Consider the following 20,761-nt stretch of genomic DNA (forward strand, 5'->3'; position numbering starts at 1 on the left):
GCCGCCGCGGGGGGGGGGGGGGCCCCCCCCCGGGCGCCGCGCTAAAGCGCGGCTTTGTTCCGGGCGTGTGCCAGCTCTTTATGATCGGTGCGCCGGAGGCCCCGGGTCAGGCCCGGGGCGGGCAAGGACGGCCCGTAGGGTGGGTGCAAACCCACCGTATGCCCTGGCGCGTTGAAACACCCCGGCTGGAACACATCTAGCGCCAGAAGGCCAGCCACTCGATCAGGTCGGCGAGCTTGCGGGCCAGGAAGATCGAGCCGGACCAGTCGTAATACATGTAATCGACGCCGAGCCCGATCAGGATCAGCACGCCTAGGAAAAGTGCAACCTGGTTGTTCATGTCTCGGCCCCGGTCCTGTCTGCCGCTGGTCAGCCGGATATGCCCGAGGCGGGGCGGGGGTGCAAGGGGCGGGCGCCCGCGCAAAACGCCCCCGCAGCGGCCTGCGCGGGCGTTGAAGCTTCAGGCGTCCGGCCCTGCCGTGCCGCTCAGGACAGGCGGCCCATGGCGACGGCCACGTCGGCCATGCGGCAGGAGAAGCCCCATTCGTTGTCATACCATGCCAGCACGCGGACCAGGCGGCCGCCGGTGACCTTGGTCTGGTCGGGGGCGAAGATCGAGCTTTCCTCGGTATGGTTGAAGTCGATCGAGACCTTGGGCTCGGGGTCGTAGCCCAGAACGCCCTTCAGCTTGCCCGCCGCCGCTTCGGCGACGACCTCGTTCACGTCGGCCTCCGTCACGTCCTTCTTGGCGATGAAGGTCAGGTCGACGGCGGACACGTTGGGCGTGGGCACGCGGATGGCCGAGCCGTCGAGCTTGCCCTTGAGATCGGGCAGAACCTCGCCCAGCGCCTTGGCGGCACCCGTGGAGGTGGGGATCATCGACATGGCCGCCGCGCGGGCGCGGTAGAGGTCGTTGTGCCGCCGGTCGAGCGTCGGCTGATCGCCGGTATAGGCGTGGATCGTGGTCATGATGCCGCTTTCGATGCCGATCCCCTCGTGCAGGACCTTGGCGACGGGCGCGAGGCAGTTGGTGGTGCAGGAGCCGTTCGAGATCATCTTCTCGCCGGCGGCCAGATCCTCGTGGTTGACGCCGTAGACCACGGTGCGGTCGACATTCTTGCCGGGGGCCGAGAGCAGCACCTTGCCGGCGCCGCGCTCGAGATGGGCCTTGGCCTTGTTGCCGTCGTTGAACTTGCCGGTGCATTCGAGCACCACGTCGACGCCGGACCAGTCGAGCGCGTCCATGTCGTAGGTCGAGAACATCTCCATCGGGCCGCGGCCGAGATCCATGGTGCCGTCGCCCAGCGTGATCTCGTTGGGGAAGCGGCCGTGGACGCTGTCATACTTGATCAGGTGCGCGGCGGTTTCCAGCGGGCCGGTGGCGTTGACCTTCACGACCTTGATGTCGTTGCGCGTGCTGGTGGCGATATGGGCGAGGGTGCAGCGGCCGATCCGGCCGAACCCGTTGATGCCGACGGTGATGGTCATGAGGCAGACTCCCGGTGCGTGGATGTTGGCCGCGATATAGACGCGGGCGGGGCGGGGAGAAAGGTGAAAATCGGCCTTTATCAAAGTGATAGCGATAACGTAGGGGAGGTGTGGCGGGGATGCGCTTATGGTGGCGCTAACGCGGCGGGGATGGTTGTCAGAACGGACGGTATCCCGCGATCCGTGACGCTCTGCGGGATGTCGTGCCCTTCGCCGCAGGCACTCGCCATGCGCTGCAGCGGCCGGGAAACCATCACCCTGAACGCCCTCTAGTTGACCAGGAAGTCCTCTGCGGCGTTCAGCTGGTCCTCTGCCGGATCAAGCTCGATAAAATCAAGAACCTTCGTGCGGAAGCCTTCGTCCCGTCGGAACCGTGGAAAGGGCACTGCGATAAAGGGCTTTGCCTCTGCCACCAGATAGTTGAACGTATTCAGATAAAGCAGCTTGGCGCCTTTCTTCCCGTAGATCGAGTGTATCCGGCGCCGCATGCGCGTTTGTTCGATATCCTCAAGCGGGCGGGTAACAAAGACGTAATACGGGGAAAGTTTGCGGTCGAGGTAAGGCAACGCAAGGGTCTGCAGCGGGTGCTTGAGGACGATATGTGTGCATCCCTCTGCTTTTGCCTGTCTCACTTCCTTTGCATACCATGCGTCGAAGGCCTTGTAGAACGCGGCCGGTTCACCCTTCCGCTGCAAGGTGAATTCATCGAAAAGGTCTGCCAAGGCGTCACGGTAAGCCTTTGGCTCGTAGGCGATAGGTGTACGCTCGTCTCTCGTTTTGACATGAGGGGGACAGGTATACCCACCACATTTGTCGAGATACCCGGTCATGGCGGTGGAGCCGCTGCTCCAGGTTGCGATGACAATCACGTTCTTCACGGATAATCCTTTCCAATGCCAAGGCTCGTAAAGCTTTAACTTCTGATAACGTCCTGACAGGTCAAGAGCGCGATTTCGCGCATTAATCAACCTTAAGTGTTGGAATTATATCCAAAGTTGTGGCGCTGCCGCCTGTTTTTAAAGCGATCTGTCCGTTTGACGGTACGGAACCATATCCCCACCCGACAAAAAAAGGGCCGGTCGCGATGACCGGCCCTGTGAGGTTTCAAATCGGCGCCCTTAGCTGGGCACTTCTCTGATCCGGTTGACGTCGACCGTGCCGGTGCCCTGCTGGCAGAAGGACATGTCGGCGCGGGTGCCGCTCACTTCGACATATTCGCCTTCGGTGAAGCGGACGTCGTCGCTGGTCAGCGACCAGGTGTCGCCGTCGCTGGTGCGCAGGACCATGCATTCAACGCCCTGTTGCACGCGGCCTTCCAGCGTGACGCGGTCGTTGCGGGGGGCGTCGCCCTCACCGCCGTCACCGCCGCCGCGGTCGATCTCGGTCAGGCGGGTGACCTCGACGGTGCCCAGCCCCTGCTGGCAGAAGGCGGCGGCCTTGCGGGCGCCGCGCACGCGGACGTACTCGCCGGCGGTGAAATCGACGTCGGCGCTGGTGAGGGACCACACATCGCCGTCCGACGTGGTCAGCGTGGCGCATTCGGCGCCCTCGCCGACGCGGCCTTCGAGGGTGAGCATGTCATTGCCCCGCTCGTCGCGGCCGTCATCGCCGTCGCGGCCCTCGTTCCGGTCACCGTTCTCCGGCGCGACCTCGTTGAGGCGGGCGACCTCGACCGTGCCGATGCCCTGCTGGCAGTAGGACATGTCGGCGCGGGTGCCCGAGACGCGGACATATTCGCCGGAGGTGAAGTCGATATCGGCGCTGGTGAGCGACCAGGTGTCGCCGTCGTCGGTGGTGAGCGTGGCGCATTCCGCGCCCTGGCTCACGCGGCCTTCCAGCGTGATCCGGTCATTGCCGCCGCCGGTGTCACGGTCGCGGTCGCGCCCGGTGACCTCGAAGCGGCCGGATTTGAGGGTCATGCCCCGGTCGGTATCGAGCACGTAGATCAGGTCGTCGCCCGGATCGGCCCAGTCGGGCAGGCCGACCTGCGCCGAGAGGTTGCCCTCGCCATTGGCGCGGGCCTGGCCCATGGCGCGCCATTCCGACGAGACCCGGCCGACGCCGATGGTGACCCAGTCATCGGGCCGCAGGTTGCGGGCGCGCAGGGTCACCTGCGTTTCCGGCGGGCCGCTTTCGGGGGTGATCCGCACGGCGGCGGAGGGGGTGTCGGTGGGAATGTCGATGACCTCGCCCACGCGCAGGTCGGCGGGGTCGATATCGCCGTTGGCGTTGAGCAGTTCGATGATCGACACACCGACCGCCTGGGCGATGGAATAGAGGGTTTCGCCCTGACCGACGCGGTAGGTTTCGGCGCCCCGGCGGGTGCCGTTGCCGTAATCGGTTTCGGTCTCGCCCCCGGCGCGTGTGCCGACGGTCAGGCGGACGCTCTGGCCGACCGACAGGTCGCGGGCATTGATGTTCGGGTTAAGCTCCATGATCCGGGTCAGGCCCACGTCGCAGCGCTGCGAGACCTGGTAGAGCGTGTCGCCCGGCTCGATCGCGTAGGACGTGCCGCAGGCGCTCTGGGCGTTTGCCATGCCCGCCCCGGCGGTGAGGGCCGCCGCGATGACGGCGGCGCGGGGTGCTGTGCGTTTCATCAGATTTCCTCCGTTTTTCCTTCTCCTTTGCGCCCAACCAAACCCCCGGGGGCCATGTTCCGGGGAATTCGGCCTTGCGGCAGGGGGCGAGGCGGCTATTCCTAGGCATGCAGGGCGTAATGTGCCCGGACAGGACGGGGGACGAGACGTGACCGATTTTCTGCTGCTGGCGTTCATCTTCCTCGTGGCGGGGGTGATCTCGGTGCCGATCGCGACGCGGTTGGGGCTGGGCTCGGTGCTGGGCTACCTGATCGCGGGAATCGTGATCGGCCCGGTACTGGCGCTGCTCAGGGTCGACGTGGTCTCGATCCAGCATTTCGCCGAGTTCGGCGTGGTGATGATGCTGTTCCTCGTGGGCCTCGAGCTGGAGCCCAAGCACCTGTGGTCGATGCGGGCGCGGCTGATGGGGCTGGGCGGCGGGCAGATCGGGCTGACCGTGGCGCTGGTCTATGGCGCGGGGGTGCTTCTGGGCCTGTCGTGGTCGGTGGCGCTGGCGGTGGGGCTGGTCTTCGCGCTGTCCTCGACCGCCATCGTGCTGCAGACCCTGGGCGAGAAGGGGCTGATGAAATCCGATGGCGGGCAATCCTCCTTCGCGGTGCTGCTGACGCAGGACATCGCGGTGATCCCGATGCTGGCCTTCCTGCCGCTGCTGGCGCTGCCGGAGCTGGCGGATCACGCGGCGGCGGTGGTCGGGCACGGCGCCGAGGAGGCGGCGCACGGGGCAGCGGACGCAGGGCATGACGAGGGCGGGCACGGCCCGCGATCAGCCTCGTCGACGGTCTCTCGGGCTGGCAGACGGCGCTGGTGACCTTCGCGGCGGTGGCGGCGGTGGTGATCGGCGGGTCCTACCTGACCACGCCGGTCTTCCGCTTCATCGCGGCGGCCGGGCTGCGCGAGCTTTTCACCGCGACGGCGCTTCTGATGGTGGTGGGCATCGCGCTTTTGATGCTGGTGGTGGGGCTGTCGCCGGCGCTGGGGACGTTCCTGGCCGGCGTGGTGCTGGCCAACTCGCCCTACCGGCACGAGCTGGAAAGCGATATCGACCCGTTCCGGGGGCTGCTGCTGGGGCTGTTCTTCATGACGGTGGGCGCCTCGATCAACTTCGCGCTGCTGTTCGGGAACCTGTTTTCCATCCTCGGCATGACCCTCGGCCTGATGGCGGCGAAGGTGGCGGTGCTGCTGGTACTGGCGGTGGTGTTCCGGATTCGGGGCGCCGACCGGTGGCTGTTCGCGCTGGGGCTGGCGCAGGCGGGAGAGTTCGGGTTCGTCCTGTTGTCCTTCACCGTGGCGAACGGGGTCATTCCGCCGGCGCTGGCCGAGCCGCTGCTGCTTGTCGTGGCGCTGTCGATGCTGCTGACGCCGGGGCTGTTCATCCTGTACGACCGGGTGATCGCGCCGCGCTTTTCCGAAGTGCAGGAACGCGAGGCCGACGAGATGCCGGGCGACACGCAGATCATCATCGCCGGCGCGGGCCGGATGGGCGGGCTGATCGACCGGGTGGTCAAGGCGGCGGGGCTGAGCACCACGGTGATCGACTACAACGCCAAACGGCTCGATATCCTCGAACGGTTCGGCACGCGGCACTATTACGGCGACGCCTCGCGCCCCGACCTGCTGCACGCGGCGGGAATCGGCGCGGCGAAGATGCTGATCGTGGCGATCGACGACCGCGCGCAGATCAACGAGATCGTCAAGCACGTCATCAAGACCTATCCGCAGGTGCATATCGTGGCGCGCGCCGTCGACCGGGATCACGTCTACGAGCTGTGGACGCTGGGCTGTCGCGACATCATCCGCGAGACCTTCGACAGTTCCATGCGGATGAGCCGCTCGGTCTTCGAGGCACTGGGAATCGAGCGGGATGTCGCCCAGCAGATGATCGACGCTTTCGTCGAGACCGACCAGGCTGCGATGCTGGAGGCGGCGGAGGCCTATGACAGCGGCGTGCCGCTGCACGAGAACACGGCCTATGTGGAGCTGGTCCGCTCGCGCCGGGGTGTCTGGGAGGCGGAAACGCGCGACCGGATGGAACGGATCCGGGGTGGCGGGGCTTAGGTTTCTTCAAGGCAACGATTCGGGTCGGGGACATAAGGCATGAGCGGACTTCTGGCATTACTGGACGACGTCGCGGCGCTGGCGAAGGTGGCGGCGGCCTCGGTCGACGACGTGGCGGGGCAGGCGGCCAAGGCCGGGGCCAAGGCGGCGGGCGCGGTGATCGACGACGCGGCGGTGACGCCGAAATACCTGACCGGCTTTGCCCCGGCGCGGGAGTTGCCCATCGTCTGGCGCATCGCGCGCGGCTCGCTGATCAACAAGCTGGTGTTCCTGTTACCCGCCGGGCTGGCGCTGTCGGCCTTCGCGCCATGGCTCATTCCGCCGCTTCTTATGCTTGGCGGGGCTTACCTGTGTTTCGAGGGGGCCGAGAAGGTGGCCCATGCGCTGGGGTTCGGGCACGAACATGGCGGCCCGGACGGCAGCCACAAGATCACCGACCCGGCCCACCTGGAAGAAGAAAAGATCAAGGGCGCGATCAAGACCGATTTCATCCTCTCGGCCGAGATCATGACCATCGCGCTCGCCGCCATTCCGCCCAGCAGCATCTGGATGGAAGGCGCGACGCTGGCGGTGGTGGCGGTCGGGATCACCGTGGCGGTCTATGGCGCGGTGGCGCTGATCGTGAAGGCAGATGACGTCGGGCTCTACCTGGCCGAGAACGGGATGCTGGGGCTGACCCGGGCGCTGGGGCGCGGGATCGTGCGGGCGATGCCGGGCTTCATGTGGCTGCTGACGGTGGTGGGCACGGCGGCGATGCTGTGGGTCGGCGGGTCGATCATCATCCACGGGCTCGACACGATGGGCTGGCCGGTGATCTACGACGCGATCCACCATTTCGCCGAGGATATCGGCCACGAGGCCGGCAAGGCCAGCGAAGCCGTGACATGGACGATCGTCGCGGCGCTGGACGGTGTGTTCGGGCTGGCGCTGGGGCTGCTGCTGGTGCCGGTTGGCACGAAGCTGATCGCGCCGGTCTGGCCGCGGATCGCGAAGCTCAACCCGTTCGTCTGACGGGCGTTCCGGTTTCGGAAACAGACTGACACCTTGTATTATCCCCCGAGGCGGGTATCGTTTGAGTTGTATTCGCCGGGGGGTGTTGTTTTGGAACTTTTGCTGCTGTTGCCGCTGCTTGCCGCGGGGGCGTTCCTGTTCGACTGGGGCGGGGATGACGACGATGATGCCGTTGCGGCGTCGGGCGAGGATATCGACCTCGAGGAGCTGCTGGGCCGGGGCGACGGGCCGCCGGTGGAAGACGAGGAACCCGGCGGGGAGCCGGGCGAAGACGAGCCCGAAGACGATCCCGAAGACGAGCTGACCGACGAAGAGCTGCGCGAGCTTTACGCCGGCGACGACACGATCGAGGGGTCCGACGAGGGCGACCGGTTGTACGGCTATGCCGGCGACGACCTGATCACCGGCAATCTCGGCTATGACACAGTTGTTGGCGACGAGGGCGACGACACGCTGACGGGCGGGCCGGGCAACGACGTGCTTTTGGGCGGCGAGGGCGAGGACTCGCTGCGCGGCGACGGTGGCAATGACAGGGTGGAAGGCGGCAGCGGCGACGACACCGTGCGCGGCAATCCCGGCGACGACTCGGTCGACGGCGGCGAGGGCGATGACCTTGTCGACGGGGGCGGGGGCGACGACTTTGTCGAGGGCGGGCCGGGGATCGACACGCTTCTGGGCGGCGCGGGCGATGACCTGTTGCGGGATGCGAACAACCCGCGTGACACGGGCCCCGGCTGGAGCGTGATGGATGGCGGGGATGGCGACGACGCGCTTTCCTTCGAGGGCGGCAGCACGGTGACCGGCGGCGAGGGGGAGGACAGGTTCGTCCTGCATGACGACCTGTTCGACGAGCAGGTGGCCCAGATCACCGATTTCGACCCGGCGGCCGATGAACTGGTCGTGCTTCTGGACGTCAACGAGACGAGCGGCGGGGAATTGTCGCTCGAGCCGTGGGAGGATGGCACGGGCGCCGACCTCTACTATGGCGACGACCTGATCGTCGAGATCGCGGGCGGGCAGGATCTCGACCTGTCGATGATCGACGTGCGGCTCCACCTTGACGAGGAGACCGGTGCCGAGAGCTTCACCGCCGGCGACGGCAACGACAGGATCGCGGGCAATTCCGTGCCCAATATGATCGACGCGGGTGGCGGTAACGACGTGGTCCGGGCCGACCGCGGCGCCGGGGCGGATCTGGTGATCGGCGGAGAGGGCAACGACTCGCTGTCCGGCACGGGCGGCATGGTGGAAGATTTCGATGCCGGCAACGGACAGACGATAATCGTGCGGACGGTCGAGACCGATACGCTGATCGGCGGCGAGGGCGACGACCTGCTGATCTCGGAGAACGGGGCGGATCTGACCGGCGGCCCGGGGGCGGATACGTTCGGGATCGACTACCTGGGCACGCTCGAAGGGGCGGAACCGCTGCCCGCGACACAGGTGAGGGATTACGATCCGGCCGAGGACCTGATCGTCGTCTCGCTGCCGCGGACCGAGGATCCGGAGGATCTGTCCGTTGCCGTCTGGGAGGACGGGCAGGGGGCGGACATCATGCTGGACGGGATGGTGCTGGCCAACGTGATGGGCGGGCAGTCGCTGACACTGGCCGATATCCGGGTGGTGGATCGCGGGGAGCTGACATTCGCGCTTTAGCCGGGGCGCGGCAGGAATTTGCGCAAATTCCGGGATGGAAAATACGCATTTTCCATCCCGTTTTCCGTCCGCAAAACGGGCCCGCCGCGGCCCGTCGCCTCAGAGCAGCGACTTCACCTTTTCCGCCACCGCCTCGGCCGTGATGCCGAACTTCTCGAACAGCACCTCGCCCGGGGCCGAGGCGCCGAAGCTGTCCATGCCGACGAAGCCGGTCTTCTTCGCCCGGCCGCGTTCGCCGCAAAGCCAGCGGTCCCAGCCCTGCTGCACGCCGGCCTCGACCGCCACGCGGACGATGTCGCCGCCGGGCAGCACGCGCTTGCGATAGCTTTCGTCCTGTTCGGCGAACAACTCCCAGCAGGGCATCGAGACGACGCGGGTGCCGATCCCCTCGGCCTCGAGCAGGTCGCGGGCGGCGAGCGCCACGTGGACCTCGGAGCCGGTGGCCATCAGGATCGCCTTTCTCGCCGCTTCGGAATCAGCCAGCACGTAGGCGCCAAGCGCGGTCATGTTGCGCCGCCTGTGCTCGGTCCGGAGCGTCGGCACGCCCTGGCGGGTCAGCGACAGGACCGACGGCGTCGAGGTGGATTGCAGCGCCAGTTCCCAGGCTTCCGCCGTCTCGACCGTGTCGCAGGGGCGGTAGACATGGGTGTTGGGCGTGGCCCGGCTGATCGCGAGATGTTCGACCGGCTGGTGCGTCGGCCCGTCCTCGCCGAGGCCGATGCTGTCATGGGTCATGACGAAGACGGTCGGCACCTTCATCAGCGCGGCCAGCCGCATCGAGGGGCGGGCATAATCGGTGAAGCACATGAAGGTGCCGCCATAGGGGCGCACGCCGCCATGCAGGGCCATGCCGTTCATCGCCGCCGCCATGCCGTGCTCGCGGATGCCGTAATGGATGTAGCGGCCCTTGCGGTTGCCGATGTCGAAGACCGACATGTCGCCGGTGCGGGTGTTGTTGGAGCCCGACAGGTCGGCCGATCCGCCGATGGTTTCGGGCATGATCGGGTTGATCACCTCGAGCACCATCTCGCTCGACTTGCGGGTGGCGACCTTGGGCGCCTCGGCGCTGATCTGTTTCTTCAGCGCGGTGATCCGCGCCGACAGCTTCTTGGGCGCCTCGCCGGCGATGACGCGGGCGAACTCGTTCTGGCGGCGCTCGGAGGTCTCGGCCAGGCGGGCCTCCCATGCGGCGCGTTCCTCGGCGCCGCGGCGGCCGATCGCTTCCCAGGCGGTCTTGATGTCGTCGGGCACCTCGAACGGGCCGCCTGTCCAGCCATAGGCCTCCTTGGCGGCGCGGAGCTGATCCGCGTCGGTCAGCGCGCCGTGGCCCTTGGAGGTGTCCTGCGCCGCGTGGCCGAGGGCGATATGTGTCTTGCAGGCGATCATCGTCGGCCGGCGCGAGTTCTTCGCCTTGGTCAGCGCGGCGTCGATGGCCCCGGGGTCATGGCCGTCGATCTCGATCACCTGCCAGCCGGCCGAGGCAAAGCGCTTGGGCTGGTCGGTGCGGTCGGCGAGGCCCACCTCGCCGTCGATGGTGATGTTGTTGTTGTCCCACAGCACGATCAGCTTGCCCAGCGACTGGCGCCCCGCCAGCGTGATCGCCTCCTGGCTGACACCTTCCATCAGGCAGCCGTCGCCGGCGATGACATAGGTGTAATGATCCACGAGCTTGCGGCCGAACCGGGCGCGCAGCGCCTCCTCGGCGATGGCGAAGCCCACGGAATTGGCGATACCCTGGCCCAGCGGGCCGGTGGTGGTCTCGATGGCGTCGTGCAGGAAGTTTTCCGGGTGCCCGGCCGTGATCGCGCCCCATTGGCGGAAATTGCGGATCTGGTCGAGGGTCATGCCCGCGTAACCCGTGAGGTAGAGCAGCGAATAGATCAGCATCGAGCCGTGGCCCGCCGACAGGATGAACCGGTCACGATCCGGCCAGTTGGCGTCGGCCGCGTCGAATTTCAGGTGTTTCTCGAACAGCACGGTGGCCACGTCGGCCATGCCCATCGGCATGCCGGAATGGCCGGAATTGGCCGCGTGCACGGCGTCGAGCGTCAGCGCGCGGATCGCCGCGGCCTTTTTCCAGTGATCGGGATTGGCAGTGCGAAGGGCGGCGATATCCACGGGTCGGGCATCCTTGATATGAAAACCGGTTGACGGCTGAATAGCAGCCACGGACCAAAGTTCAAGCGGCCTGCAGGCGCGAATTTTGAGGGGGCGAACTTTTCCCTGCGATTTTGTAGACTTGCTGCAGGACGTTCAGCCGCCGATTCGCGGCCGAACCAAGAAAAGCAGACGAAGGACTGGGGATATGAGCCAGATAGAGGATCTACAGGGCCGGATCACCGCCGCGCTCGACCGGATCGGACAGGGGATCGACCGCATGGGAGAGGCCGGCGGAGCCGAGGGGGGCGCCCCCGCCGCGGCGGAGCCCGGCGCGCTCGAGGCGCTGCAGCAGGAGCTCGAGGACGAGCGGATCGCCAACGAGCAGTTGCAGGAGCGGGTCAAGAAGCTTCAGCTCCGCCGGCAGCGGCTGGAAGAAGAGCTTCAGTCGGCACGCGACGATATCGCCGGCAGCCTCAAGAAATTCGATGGCGAGCTGCAGGGCCTGCGCGCCGCGAACGACAAGCTGCGCGAGATCAACAGCCTGCTGCGCGAGGCCAACGGCGCCGGCGTCGGCGATGCCGAGCTGATCAACACGGCGATGGAGGTCGAGCTGGAAGGGCTGCGCGCGGTGCGTGCCGCAGACCGGGCCGAGACCACGATCATCTACACGGAGCTGAACGAGGCGGTCGAAAACCTGCGGGCCGCGAAACAGGCGGAGAAGTGAGCATGCCCGAGATCGAGATTGAAATCGGCGGCCGGACCTTCGAGGTCGCCTGCCAGGAGGGCGAGGAGCATTACCTCAAGTTCGCCGCCAAGATGCTGGACGAGGAGGCCACGGTGCTGGCCTCGCAGATCGGCCGCATCCCCGAGGCGCGGATGCTGCTGATGGCCGGGCTGATGCTGGCCGACAAGACCGCCGGGATGCAGGACAAGCTGCGCGAGGCCGAGGACAAGCTGCAGGAGAAGGAGGCCGAGCTCGAGCAGTTGCGCAACGCGCAGGCCGAGCCGCAGCGGGTCGAGGTGCCGGTTCTGCCCGACGACGTGATGGACGCGATGGCCGAGCTGGCCGCGCGGGCCGAGGCGCTGGCCGACCAGGTCGATGGCGGCGCCGGAGACCGGCAGGCGGAAGAGGAAAACGCCTGATCCGCCCTTGCCGGCGGCGCGGGCGCTATTGCATGCGCAGCGCGCCGTCGATCCGGATCACGTCGCCGTTTAGGTAATCGCATTCCACGATGAAACGGGCGAGGCTCGCGTATTCCGCCGGGTCGCCGAGCCGCCGGGGGCAGGTGACGTCGGCGGCCAGCTGGTCCTGCACCTCCTGCGGCAGGCCCAGCAGCATCGGCGTCAGCATCAGGCCCGGCGCGATGGCCATGACCCGGATCCCCTCGCGCGCAAGGTCGCGCGCCATCGGCAGCGACAGCCCGACGATCCCGCCTTTCGACGCGGCATAGGCCGCTTGGCCCTTCTGCCCCTCGAAGGCGGCGATCGAGGCGGTGTTGATGATCACCCCGCGCAGGTTGTCGTCGCTGGGCTCGTTTTTCGCGATCTCGGCGGCGGCAAGGCGTCCGACATTGAAACTGCCCACGAGGTTCACGTCGATGGTCTGCCGGAAGGTGCCGAGGTCATGCGGGCCGTCCTTGCCCAGCGTCTTGGCCGCGGGCGCGATGCCGGCGCAGTTGACCGCGCAGGTGATCCGGCCCATCGCCTCGGACGCCGCCGCGATGGCGGCCTGAACCGAGGCCTCGTCGGTCACGTCGGTCTTGACGAAACCGGCGCCGATGTCGTTCGCCACGGCGGTGCCGCGTTCCTCGTCGCGGTCGAGCAGGGTGACCTGTGCGCCGCGTTCGCGGAATTGGCGGGCGGTGGCCTCGCCGAGGCCCGAGGCGCCCCCGGTGATGATGGCGGCGGTGTCTTCGATACGCATGGGCGGCTCTCCCGTCAGGAAATGAACATGCGTTCAGATAACCCGCGGATGGCCGCGTGTCAAAGTCTCAGAAATTGCGCCGCACCCACGGCGCCGAGGCCATCAGCCAGATCACTGTCATCAGGATGCGGAAGATGTGGTGCAGGGTGACGAAGGCGGGGTTGGCCTGCAGGCTGAGCGCCACCAGCGACATCTCGGTCACGCCGCCGGGGGCGAAGCTGATCAGCAGCACGTCGATCGGTTCCGCCACGAAGGGCACGACCGCGACGGCAAAGACCAGCGCCAGCACCAGCATGCCGCCCACCGACAGAAGCGACAGCCCCGCGCCGCGCAGGATCAGCCCGCGCGACAGGCCGGTAAAGCGCATGCCCAGCGCACAGCCCACGATGATCTGGGCGATGTTGACCAGCCAGACGGGGATGTCGACATGGAAGAACCCGGTCACCGACAGGATCGCCGCCGCCGCCATCGGCCCGGTCAGCTGGGCTGCCGGAAAGCGCAGCAGCCTGCCGCCGAAATACCCCGCCGCGCCGGCCAGCACGATATAGGGCAGGTCCGTCCACGGCACGTCGTCCCGCGCCAGCGTCACGCCGCCCGAGCTGCCCACCGGCTCGCCCAGCCAGAGCGACAGGCCCACGGGCAGGGCGGTGACCACCACGATGACCCGCAGGAACTGCTGCAGCGTCAGGCGCGCCACGTCGCCGCCCGCCGCCTCGCCCAGCGCCAGGGATTCGTACAGCCCGCCGGGGGTGCTGGAATAGAAGGCGGTAACCCGGTCGTAACCGCCGAGCCGGCGGAAGACCCAGAAATTGAAGGCCAGGCAGACGCCCACGAACAGCGTCAGCGCGGTGAAGGTGATCACGAATTCGGGGGCCTGGGCGAACAGCTCCGGCGTCACCTGCGCCCCGATCATCAGCCCGATCACGCCGGTGAAGATCGTCCGCAGTCGGTGCGAGAAGCGGTACCCCTCGGGCAGGCGGTGCGGCAGGATCGTGGCGATGGCCGCACAAATCAGGAGCGGCCCGATCAGGTAGGGCAGCGGCAGCCCGAGGAGCGAGGCCGCCCAGCCGGTCAGCGCGCCCAGGCAGATCAGGCCGAAGGTGACAAGGATGTTTGCCATGCCGCCTATGAACCACCGGACGGGGGGAGGTGCAAGCCGGTGGGGCCCGTGTCAGGGGATCCAGACCGGATCGTGCCGGGTCAGCCGGTCGAGCGCCTGCGCGTGCAGCGCGGGCGTCGCGGCGGCGAGGATCGCGCCCTCGGAGGCGAGGGTGAGGGGCCGGTTCTCCCAATCGGTGATGGTGCCGCCGGCTTGCGTGACAATGGGCACCAGCGCGCAGATGTCATAAGGGTCGAGGTCGGGGCCGTTGAGGCAGAGATCGACCTGCCCGCGCGCCAGCGCGCCATAGGCCAGGCAGCCGCCGTCATAGACGGTCAGCCGCGCGGCCTCGGCGATGCTGTCAGCGGCCTCGCGCATCTCCTCGGGGAAGGAGGCGGGGTTGGCGATGGCCACGGTCGCCTGCGACAGGGCGCGGGTGCCGCTGGCGGTTATGGCCGCCCCGTTGAGCGTGGCGCCATGCCCCTCGGCGGCGGCAAACCGCGCACGGGCCAGCGGCTGGTCGATGATGCCCAGCACCGGTCGCCCCTCGTGGCAGAGCGCGATCAGCACGCCGAAATTCATCAGCCGCGCCGCGAATTGCCGCGTGCCGTCGATCGGGTCGAGCACCCAGACAAAGTCCTGCTCGAGGCCCGTGGCGCCATATTCCTCGCCAAGGATGCCGTGATCGGGGTGCCTCTCCGCGATGATCTCGCGCAGGCGCGTCTCCACCTGCGTGTCGGCCTCGGTCAGGGCCGTGCCGTCGGGCTTCAGCCCGGCCTCGGAGGCGGCGAACCAGTGGTCACGGGCGATCTCGCCAGCCGCGTCGGCAAGCAGATGCGCCGTCACGAGGGCCGCGTCGAGGGCGGACCCGCTCATTTCCACGCGAATTCCGGCTGGTCGTAATGCGCCACGCGCGTCTCGCGCCCGCGCACCGCCACCTCGCGGAACTGGTAGAGCACGGCGGCGGTGGGGGCATACATGGTGTGGCCCAACGTCGGGAAGAAGGCCGAGAGCACGGGGTGCTCGCTATGCGGTTTCAGATCGAGCAGCGGGATATCGTCGCTGTCCAGCTCGGAAAGGGGCAGGGAATGCACCTCCGCCACCTCCGCCGGGTCGGGCCGCATGGCGGAAATATCGGCGCACCAGAAGACATGCGGGATCATCGCGAAGCCCGAGCGGGTGGGGTAATCGTCGAGCGTGCCGATGAGGTCTGCCTCGGTCAGGGTCAGGCCCAGTTCCTCCCGCGTTTCGCGGATGGCGGCCTGAAGCGGGGTTTCGCCGGGGTCGAGCCGGCCGCCGGGCAGGGCGTATTGCCCGCTGTGCCGGTTGATCCGCGTGGGCCGCAGGGTGACCAGCACGCCCGCGTCGCGGCTGTCCTTCCGCGGGGCGACGAGGAGGGCGACGGCGGCCAGCCGCAGGCCTCCGGTGCGGGCACTGGCGGCGGTGAAACGGGCCAGCCGGCCCTCCATCCCGCGACGCAGCGCCGGGGCGAAGGCATAATCGGGCGGCGTGTCGGTCATGGCTGCTGTCCCCTCCGGTTTGGTTCAATGGAGCAGGTCTGCCCGCCGGTGTCGAGGCGATAGGGCGGGTGGGGTTAACCATGGGGGGCGGCTGGCCCGGGGAGGCGGACGACGCTGTGAAGCCGCGCATCGACGGGCCGTGGTGCGGCGAACCGACCTTGGTGATGGGCAATTTATGCCTGCCAAGTACATCCAACCTAAGAGCGTGGCGCTCCACTAGCCAAATCGCCGTGCCGTCGGTACGGCCCGTCGATGCGCGGCGGGCTGAAGCCCTCGATTCCGCGCAGGCGCTACGTGGATACGTCAGGTTCCACCTCGAATGGTTCACCTCAAATCCGGCTAAGAGGGGGGAAGTGGCGGACCGAGGAGGATTCGAACCCCCGACCCCCTGATTCGTAGTCAGGTACTCTATCCAGCTGAGCTATCGGTCCGTGGAGACGAGCATCTAGACGGTGCGGCATCTCAATGCAAGGGGGTGCGGGACAAAATTGTCAGCCCGGTTTCGGGGCGTGGGGCAGGCGGATCTCGAAGGTCGTGCCGGTCTCGTCGGTGCGGGCCAGCGTCAGGTCGCCGCCATGCCCGCGCACCAGTTCCTGCGCGATCGACAGGCCGAGGCCCGTGCCGCCCTTGGTCGCCCCGCCGTGGAAGGGCTGGAACAGGTGCTCGCGCGCCTTGGGGGGCAGGCCGGGGCCGGTATCGGTGACGGTGATGATGCAGTCGTCCTCCTCGTCATAGGCGGCGATGCCGATCTCGCCCTCGCGCCCGGTATTGATGATCGCCTGCCGCGCGTTGCGCACCAGGTTCGACAGCACCCGGTGCAGCTGTTCGCCATCGGCCCGGGCGGTGAGGCGCGACGGCACGTCGGTGGAAAAGCTGATGCCGGCCTCGCCCACGGCCAGCCGCTCGCTTTCGATGACATCGTCGACGAGGTTGTCGAGGTTGATGTCCTCGATCTGCGGCGCCGGTTCCTCGGCCCTTCCATAGGCCAGCGTCGCCTCGCAGAGATGCACCGCGCGGGTGATCGAGTTCACCAGCTTCGGCGCCATGCGCTTGACCTGCGGGTCCTCGCTCATCTCGATCCGGTCGGTGAAAAGCTGGGCCGAGGTGAGGATGTTGCGCAGGTCGTGGCTGACCTTGGCCACCGCGCCGCCAAGCTGGGCCAGCCGCTCGCGCTGTTTCAGCGCGTGGGTCAACTGGGTCTGCAGGGTTTTCAGCGCCTCCTCGGCCTCGCGCAGCTCGGTCACGCCGGCGGAGGGGGTGATCACCTGCCGCGCATCCTCGGGCGCCGCGGCATAGGATTGCATATGCCCCACCACCCGGCGGATCGGTTTCACCAGCAGCCCGCGAACCGCAAGGAAGAGCAGCACCGCGGTGAAGACCGAGATCACCGCCGACAGAAGCAGGATGCGCAGGCCATAGTCGATCATCGCACTGCGCAAGGGCGCCGATTCCAGCGTCACCTCGATCAGGAGCCCCGCCATCTGTGCCGGCTCGCCGATCACCCGGATCACCCGCGGCGTCGGGTCGGCCAGCGCCGCCAGCGCGTCGCCGATCAGCTCGAACGGGGCGGGGTTGCGCAGGTCGTAGGTGGCGTGAATGGGCGAGGGGATGGGCGAGCTCAACACCAGTTGCCGCGCCGCGTCGCGCCGCAGCACCACGTTGAAGACCCCGGCGTTGAGCAGCAGCTCCTCCTGCAGCTCGTCGGTGATGTCCTCGTTGGCCAGAAGCGCCAGCGAGGCGATCTGTGCCCGTTCCAGCCGGGACATCAGGAAATCCTCGCGGAACCGGGCGACGGAAGGCACGAAGATCAGCACCTCCGCCAGCATGACGAAGATCGCGGTCAGAACGAGGAAACGCCCGGAAAGAGTCTTGAAAAACCGCATATGCCGCCCGGATCAGGGGAGCCAGCGTTGCACCAGCCCCACGACTTTCTTCACAATAGGATTATCAAACAGTCGCGGAGAGAAATAGGCCCCGGCGGCCGCTTTGTTGATCTCGCCCAACGTGGGGTAGGGCGCGACCATCCCCGCGATCTGGCTCATTTTTAGGGTGTTGGCAAGGACGAGCGCCCAGAGACCGATCTGTTCACCCGCCTGCGCGCCCACCATCGAGGCGCCGACGGGCCGGCCGCGCACCACCATCACCTTGAGGAAACCGGTGGTCCGGCGCTCGGCGATGGCGCGGTCGTTGCGGGCATAGTCGGTGCGGATCACCTCGAGATTGCCGCCATGGGTCTCGCGCGCCTGCGCCTCGGTCAGGCCGACCTGCGCCAGTTCCGGATCGGTATAGATGACATGCGGGATATGCGCCGTCTTGGTCCTGGCGGGCAGGCCCAGCACGGCCGAGCGGATCACGATGCCGGCGTGGTAGCTGGCGACATGGGTGAATTGCAGGCCGCCCGCCACGTCGCCGATGGCATAGGCGCGGCGGTTGGTGGTGCGGAGGCCGCTGTCGGTCTTGATACCCCGTTTCGTGGTCTCGATGCCGGCCTTGTCGAGGGCGAGCCGGTCGATATTGGGTTTGCGGCCCACGGCGATCAGCAGGTGGGTGCCGCCGAAGCGGCGCCCGTCCTTGGTCGTCACCTCGATGGCGCCGGCTTGGCCGCTGATCTCCGACGCCTGCGCGCCCTCGGCAATCTCGACGCCTTCGGCGCGCTGGCGGTCGAGCACGATGGCCGACAGCTCCGGGTCGTCCTGCCCCAGTGCCTTCGCGCCCTCGATCACCGTGACCTTGCAGCCCAGCCGCACATGCGCCTGCGCCATCTCCATCCCGATCGGCCCGCCGCCGATGATCAACAGGTGATCGGGTTTTTCCCGCCGGTCGAAGAGGGTCTCGTTGGTGTCATAGGGCACGCTCTCGAGCCCCGGAATGGGCGGCACGAGCGGCGAGGAGCCGGTGGCGATGACGATCCGGCGGGGCCGGATGATGGTGTCGCCGGCCTTCACCTCCCTGGCCGAGATGAACTCGCCATACTCGCGGATCACCGTGACGCCGAGTGTCTCGAACCGCTCCTGGCTGTCATGCGGCTCGATCGTGGCGATGGCCTGGGCCACATGCTCCATCGCGGCGGCGTAGTCGACCTTCGGCGTCACACTGGCCACGCCGTAGGGGGCGGAATGGGCCTGCGAATGTGCGGCCTTGGCACTGGCGATCAGCGCCTTTGAGGGCACGCAGCCGAAATTCAGGCAGTCGCCCCCCATCCGGTGCCCTTCCAGCAGCACCACCGAAGCACCCATCTGCACCGCGCCCGAGGCCACCGACAGCCCGCCGGAGCCCGCGCCGATCACAAGGAGGTCGGGGGTCAGGCGCTTGGGTTCAGGCATTCTTGCGGCCTTTCATGTGCTTGATGAGAATGGGCAGCGCCGCCAGCACGCAGAGCCCGAGGATCGGCCCGATCACTTGCGGCTCCCACAGAAGCGACAGGTCGGGGCTTTCGCCGCGGTCGAACACCTCGCCCAGCCCCACGCCGATCCATGTGAAGACCAGCGCGCCGGGGATGATGCCCAGCACGGTCGTCAGCGCGAAATTGACGAAGCGCACGCCGACCAGCGCGGGCAGGAGGTTCGCCACGAAGAACGGCACCACCGGCACGAGCCGCATGAGAAAGAGCACGCTGACCTCGTTCTCGTGCAGCCCCGCCTTGATCTTCTTCAGCGTGCCTTCCGAGGTTTCGATCCTCTCGGCCAGCACCCGGCCCAGCCCCCAGCGGGCGGCGAGGAAGATGGCGATCGCCCCGATCGAGGCGGCCAGCACGTTGAAGAGCGTCCCCAGCGCCAGCCCGAACAGGAACCCGCCGGTGACCGAGGCCACCGCCGCGCCGGGCAGGGAAAAGGCGACGATCACCACGTAGATGCCGATGAAGGCCAGCGCCAGCCCGGTGAAATTGGCGTCGCGAAAGGCGATCAGCGTCTCGCGATGGGCGCGCAGCGTCTCGAAGCTCAGCAGGTCGCCGAGGGTGAAGAAGCCGATGATGGCCGCCGCCGCGATGACGGCGAGCGGTATGTGCCGTGCCAGGGGTCGAAAGGTGCCGTGCCGCGCCTCGTCCATCTGCTCATCCCGTTCCATCGCCGTTTCCCTTCGCCTGAGACCTAGATGCGCCATGTCGCGCGTTCGGGAAAGGGGGTTCACGCGGCGGTGATCCGGGGTGAGGGGAAAGCGGCCCCGGACGGCGTAAATGAAGGAAATCCCCGGCTTTTGTAACAGAAGCGCCGGGCCGCGCACGGTTTTTGTTGCAAAACCGCTTGGGCGGGTTTGACTTGGGACCGCCGCGCGACTATAGACCGGGCTTCGAAGCATTCCCCGGGCTGCGCCGATTCCGGCAGACGGCCCCGCAAGACCGGAGACCGGAGCGATGAAACGCACCTTTCAACCCTCGAACCTGGTTCGCAAGCGCCGGCACGGCTTCCGTGCGCGCATGGCCACGAAGGCGGGCCGCAAGATCCTGAACGCGCGCCGCGCCCGTGGCCGCAAGTCGCTGAGCGCGTAAGCCTCGGCCTTCCAGGTTCTACCATGATCACGGCACCGCCGGAGGCCCCCGTCGAGAACACGGGGAATACGCCCCCGGCGGTGTCTCTTTGCGTCCGGCGCCTGCGCAAACGGCCCGATTTCCTGGCGCTGAACCGCGCGCGGCGGCAGGGCACCGGCTCGATGCTGGTGCAGGGGCGCGACCGGGGCGATGGCGACGCGACGGTGCGCGTGGGCTTCACCTGTTCCAAGAAGGTCGGCAATGCCGTGGCGCGCAACCGCGCCAAGCGGCGCCTGCGCGAGGTGGCAAGGCTGCTTCTGCCCGAGCATGGCCGCGCGGGCTGGGATTACGCCCTGATCGGCCGGCCCGAGGTGACGGCGGCGCGCGACTTCGAGGATTTGCAGCGCGATTTCCTCTACGCCCTGCGCAAGCTGCACGGCGCATGAGCCCCCTTGCCTATATCCTTTCACTGCCGGTCAAGGCATACCGGCTGATCTTCAGCCCTTGGGTGGGCTGGCATTGCCGGTACCAGCCGACCTGCAGCGCCTACGCGCTGGAGGCGCTGGAAACGCATGGGGCGGTCAAGGGCGGCTGGCTGGCGCTGCGCCGGATCGCGCGGTGCAACCCGTGGGGCAAATGCGGGTATGACCCGGTGCCCGAGCGGAAGCCCCGAATTCTTTAAAAGAATTCGTCCCGTTTTCTTTTAAGAGACCTCAGCGAAACGCACGCCTCTCTCGCAGGTGGATGTCCGAGGTGGTTCTGAAGCGGCTACCGCTTTGGCCTGAGCTCTGCCGGGGTTTTCGGTCGCCCCGGACTGTGAGGATGCGGGAGGATAACCGTCTTCGC

19 protein-coding genes, 1 tRNA gene and 1 pseudogene are annotated in these 20,761 nt (G+C 67.5%); 8 read left to right on the forward strand and 13 right to left on the reverse strand.

The window, feature by feature from the left end:
• Window positions 1-196 precede the first annotated feature (196 nt).
• From RLN94_RS05715 to RLN94_RS05730, 4 genes are all read right to left on the reverse strand, one after another.
• On the reverse strand, window positions 197-340 hold the full coding sequence (locus tag RLN94_RS05715; RefSeq protein WP_350133087.1) for a hypothetical protein: 144 nt from the start codon (window positions 338-340) through the stop codon (window positions 197-199).
• Window positions 341-486: 146 nt separating this feature from the next.
• Window positions 487-1,488, reverse strand: coding sequence for a type I glyceraldehyde-3-phosphate dehydrogenase (gene gap, locus RLN94_RS05720; RefSeq protein WP_350133085.1), 1,002 nt, complete (start codon window positions 1,486-1,488; stop codon window positions 487-489).
• Window positions 1,489-1,757: 269 nt separating this feature from the next.
• Entirely contained in the window at window positions 1,758-2,366 is a 609-nt protein-coding gene (locus tag RLN94_RS05725) for a hypothetical protein (RefSeq protein WP_350133083.1), read from the reverse strand.
• 240 nt (window positions 2,367-2,606) lie between these two features.
• The gene (locus tag RLN94_RS05730; protein ID WP_350133081.1) at window positions 2,607-4,085 is read right to left on the reverse strand and encodes a DUF5818 domain-containing protein; all 1,479 of its coding nucleotides are present in this window, start codon (window positions 4,083-4,085) and stop codon (window positions 2,607-2,609) included.
• A 148-nt stretch (window positions 4,086-4,233) separates the two neighbouring features.
• Between RLN94_RS05730 and RLN94_RS05735 the strand changes: the two are divergent.
• The 3 genes and pseudogenes from RLN94_RS05735 (at window position 4,234) to RLN94_RS05745 (ending at window position 8,807) form a co-directional block, all read left to right on the forward strand.
• Window positions 4,234-6,140 (forward strand): annotated as a pseudogene (locus RLN94_RS05735) (cation:proton antiporter domain-containing protein).
• A 39-nt stretch (window positions 6,141-6,179) separates the two neighbouring features.
• Window positions 6,180-7,151 (forward strand): DUF808 domain-containing protein, encoded by a 972-nt coding sequence (locus tag RLN94_RS05740; protein WP_350133079.1) that lies wholly within the window; start codon window positions 6,180-6,182, stop codon window positions 7,149-7,151.
• Window positions 7,152-7,241: 90 nt separating this feature from the next.
• The gene (locus RLN94_RS05745; protein WP_350133077.1) at window positions 7,242-8,807 is read left to right on the forward strand and encodes a calcium-binding protein; all 1,566 of its coding nucleotides are present in this window, start codon (window positions 7,242-7,244) and stop codon (window positions 8,805-8,807) included.
• A 99-nt stretch (window positions 8,808-8,906) separates the two neighbouring features.
• On the opposite strand, the gene tkt is transcribed toward RLN94_RS05745, so the two are convergent.
• Window positions 8,907-10,925 (reverse strand): transketolase, encoded by a 2,019-nt coding sequence (gene tkt / locus RLN94_RS05750; RefSeq protein WP_350133075.1) that lies wholly within the window; start codon window positions 10,923-10,925, stop codon window positions 8,907-8,909.
• A gap of 187 nt (window positions 10,926-11,112) precedes the next feature.
• On the opposite strand from tkt, the gene RLN94_RS05755 reads away from it, so the two are divergent.
• Window positions 11,113-11,631, forward strand: a complete 519-nt coding sequence (locus RLN94_RS05755) for a hypothetical protein (protein ID WP_350133073.1) — start codon at window positions 11,113-11,115, stop codon at window positions 11,629-11,631.
• 2 nt (window positions 11,632-11,633) lie between these two features.
• The gene (locus RLN94_RS05760; RefSeq protein ID WP_350133071.1) at window positions 11,634-12,050 is read left to right on the forward strand and encodes a cell division protein ZapA; all 417 of its coding nucleotides are present in this window, start codon (window positions 11,634-11,636) and stop codon (window positions 12,048-12,050) included.
• Window positions 12,051-12,075: 25 nt separating this feature from the next.
• Here RLN94_RS05760 and RLN94_RS05765 read toward each other — a convergent pair whose 3' ends face one another.
• From RLN94_RS05765 to RLN94_RS05800, 8 genes are all read right to left on the reverse strand, one after another.
• Window positions 12,076-12,831 carry an SDR family NAD(P)-dependent oxidoreductase gene (locus RLN94_RS05765; RefSeq protein WP_350133069.1) on the reverse strand — a complete coding sequence of 252 codons (756 nt, stop codon included), beginning with the start codon at window positions 12,829-12,831 and terminating at the stop codon, window positions 12,076-12,078.
• Between the two features lie 67 nt (window positions 12,832-12,898).
• Window positions 12,899-13,951 (reverse strand): AbrB family transcriptional regulator, encoded by a 1,053-nt coding sequence (locus RLN94_RS05770; RefSeq protein ID WP_350133067.1) that lies wholly within the window; start codon window positions 13,949-13,951, stop codon window positions 12,899-12,901.
• Between the two features lie 51 nt (window positions 13,952-14,002).
• Window positions 14,003-14,806, reverse strand: a complete 804-nt coding sequence (locus tag RLN94_RS05775; RefSeq protein ID WP_350133065.1) for an inositol monophosphatase family protein — start codon at window positions 14,804-14,806, stop codon at window positions 14,003-14,005.
• A complete protein-coding gene (locus RLN94_RS05780; protein WP_350133063.1) occupies window positions 14,803-15,450 on the reverse strand; it encodes an NUDIX hydrolase in 648 nt (215 codons plus the stop codon). The genes RLN94_RS05775 and RLN94_RS05780 overlap by 4 nt, the downstream gene beginning before the upstream one ends.
• Window positions 15,451-15,804: 354 nt before the next feature.
• Window positions 15,805-15,881, reverse strand: a tRNA-Arg gene (locus tag RLN94_RS05785).
• 60 nt (window positions 15,882-15,941) lie between these two features.
• The gene (locus RLN94_RS05790) at window positions 15,942-17,333 is read right to left on the reverse strand and encodes a sensor histidine kinase (protein WP_350133061.1); all 1,392 of its coding nucleotides are present in this window, start codon (window positions 17,331-17,333) and stop codon (window positions 15,942-15,944) included.
• A gap of 12 nt (window positions 17,334-17,345) precedes the next feature.
• Window positions 17,346-18,773, reverse strand: a complete 1,428-nt coding sequence (locus RLN94_RS05795) for a dihydrolipoyl dehydrogenase family protein (RefSeq protein WP_350133059.1) — start codon at window positions 18,771-18,773, stop codon at window positions 17,346-17,348.
• Window positions 18,766-19,515, reverse strand: coding sequence for a TVP38/TMEM64 family protein (locus RLN94_RS05800; protein ID WP_350133057.1), 750 nt, complete (start codon window positions 19,513-19,515; stop codon window positions 18,766-18,768). Before RLN94_RS05800 ends, RLN94_RS05795 begins: the two co-directional genes overlap by 8 nt.
• 286 nt (window positions 19,516-19,801) lie before the next feature.
• Between RLN94_RS05800 and rpmH the strand changes: the two genes are divergently transcribed.
• From rpmH to yidD, 3 genes are read left to right on the forward strand one after another with little or no spacing between them, the layout of a single operon-like run.
• Window positions 19,802-19,936, forward strand: coding sequence for a 50S ribosomal protein L34 (gene rpmH / locus RLN94_RS05805; protein WP_012177012.1), 135 nt, complete (start codon window positions 19,802-19,804; stop codon window positions 19,934-19,936).
• A gap of 23 nt (window positions 19,937-19,959) precedes the next feature.
• On the forward strand, window positions 19,960-20,361 hold the full coding sequence (rnpA, locus tag RLN94_RS05810) for a ribonuclease P protein component (protein WP_350130881.1): 402 nt from the start codon (window positions 19,960-19,962) through the stop codon (window positions 20,359-20,361).
• Window positions 20,358-20,597 carry a membrane protein insertion efficiency factor YidD gene (gene yidD, locus RLN94_RS05815; protein ID WP_350130882.1) on the forward strand — a complete coding sequence of 80 codons (240 nt, stop codon included), beginning with the start codon at window positions 20,358-20,360 and terminating at the stop codon, window positions 20,595-20,597. Before rnpA ends, yidD begins: the two co-directional genes overlap by 4 nt.
• The last annotated feature ends 164 nt before the right edge of the window (window positions 20,598-20,761 follow it).

Origin of the sequence: Roseovarius sp. (genome assembly GCF_040223625.1) — a bacterium.
Lineage (GTDB): Bacteria > Pseudomonadota > Alphaproteobacteria > Rhodobacterales > Rhodobacteraceae > Roseovarius.

Excerpts from the sequence above, each read along its gene's own strand:
- RLN94_RS05790 (WP_350133061.1), bottom strand. The coding sequence starts at position 17,333 with ATGCGGTTTTTCAAGACTCTTTCCGGGCGTTTCCTCGTTCTGACCGCG.
- RLN94_RS05765 (WP_350133069.1), bottom strand. The coding sequence starts at position 12,831 with ATGCGTATCGAAGACACCGCCGCCATCATCACCGGGGGCGCCTCGGGC.
- RLN94_RS05730 (WP_350133081.1), bottom strand. The coding sequence starts at position 4,085 with ATGAAACGCACAGCACCCCGCGCCGCCGTCATCGCGGCGGCCCTCACC.
- RLN94_RS05715 (WP_350133087.1), bottom strand. The coding sequence starts at position 340 with ATGAACAACCAGGTTGCACTTTTCCTAGGCGTGCTGATCCTGATCGGG.
- RLN94_RS05795 (WP_350133059.1), bottom strand. The coding sequence starts at position 18,773 with ATGCCTGAACCCAAGCGCCTGACCCCCGACCTCCTTGTGATCGGCGCG.
- rnpA (WP_350130881.1), top strand. The coding sequence starts at position 19,960 with ATGATCACGGCACCGCCGGAGGCCCCCGTCGAGAACACGGGGAATACG.
- RLN94_RS05775 (WP_350133065.1), bottom strand. The coding sequence starts at position 14,806 with ATGAGCGGGTCCGCCCTCGACGCGGCCCTCGTGACGGCGCATCTGCTT.
- RLN94_RS05770 (WP_350133067.1), bottom strand. The coding sequence starts at position 13,951 with ATGGCAAACATCCTTGTCACCTTCGGCCTGATCTGCCTGGGCGCGCTG.
- RLN94_RS05755 (WP_350133073.1), top strand. The coding sequence starts at position 11,113 with ATGAGCCAGATAGAGGATCTACAGGGCCGGATCACCGCCGCGCTCGAC.
- gap (WP_350133085.1), bottom strand. The coding sequence starts at position 1,488 with ATGACCATCACCGTCGGCATCAACGGGTTCGGCCGGATCGGCCGCTGC.
- RLN94_RS05740 (WP_350133079.1), top strand. The coding sequence starts at position 6,180 with ATGAGCGGACTTCTGGCATTACTGGACGACGTCGCGGCGCTGGCGAAG.
- RLN94_RS05780 (WP_350133063.1), bottom strand. The coding sequence starts at position 15,450 with ATGACCGACACGCCGCCCGATTATGCCTTCGCCCCGGCGCTGCGTCGC.
- yidD (WP_350130882.1), top strand. The coding sequence starts at position 20,358 with ATGAGCCCCCTTGCCTATATCCTTTCACTGCCGGTCAAGGCATACCGG.
- RLN94_RS05800 (WP_350133057.1), bottom strand. The coding sequence starts at position 19,515 with ATGGAACGGGATGAGCAGATGGACGAGGCGCGGCACGGCACCTTTCGA.
- rpmH (WP_012177012.1), top strand. The coding sequence starts at position 19,802 with ATGAAACGCACCTTTCAACCCTCGAACCTGGTTCGCAAGCGCCGGCAC.
- RLN94_RS05760 (WP_350133071.1), top strand. The coding sequence starts at position 11,634 with ATGCCCGAGATCGAGATTGAAATCGGCGGCCGGACCTTCGAGGTCGCC.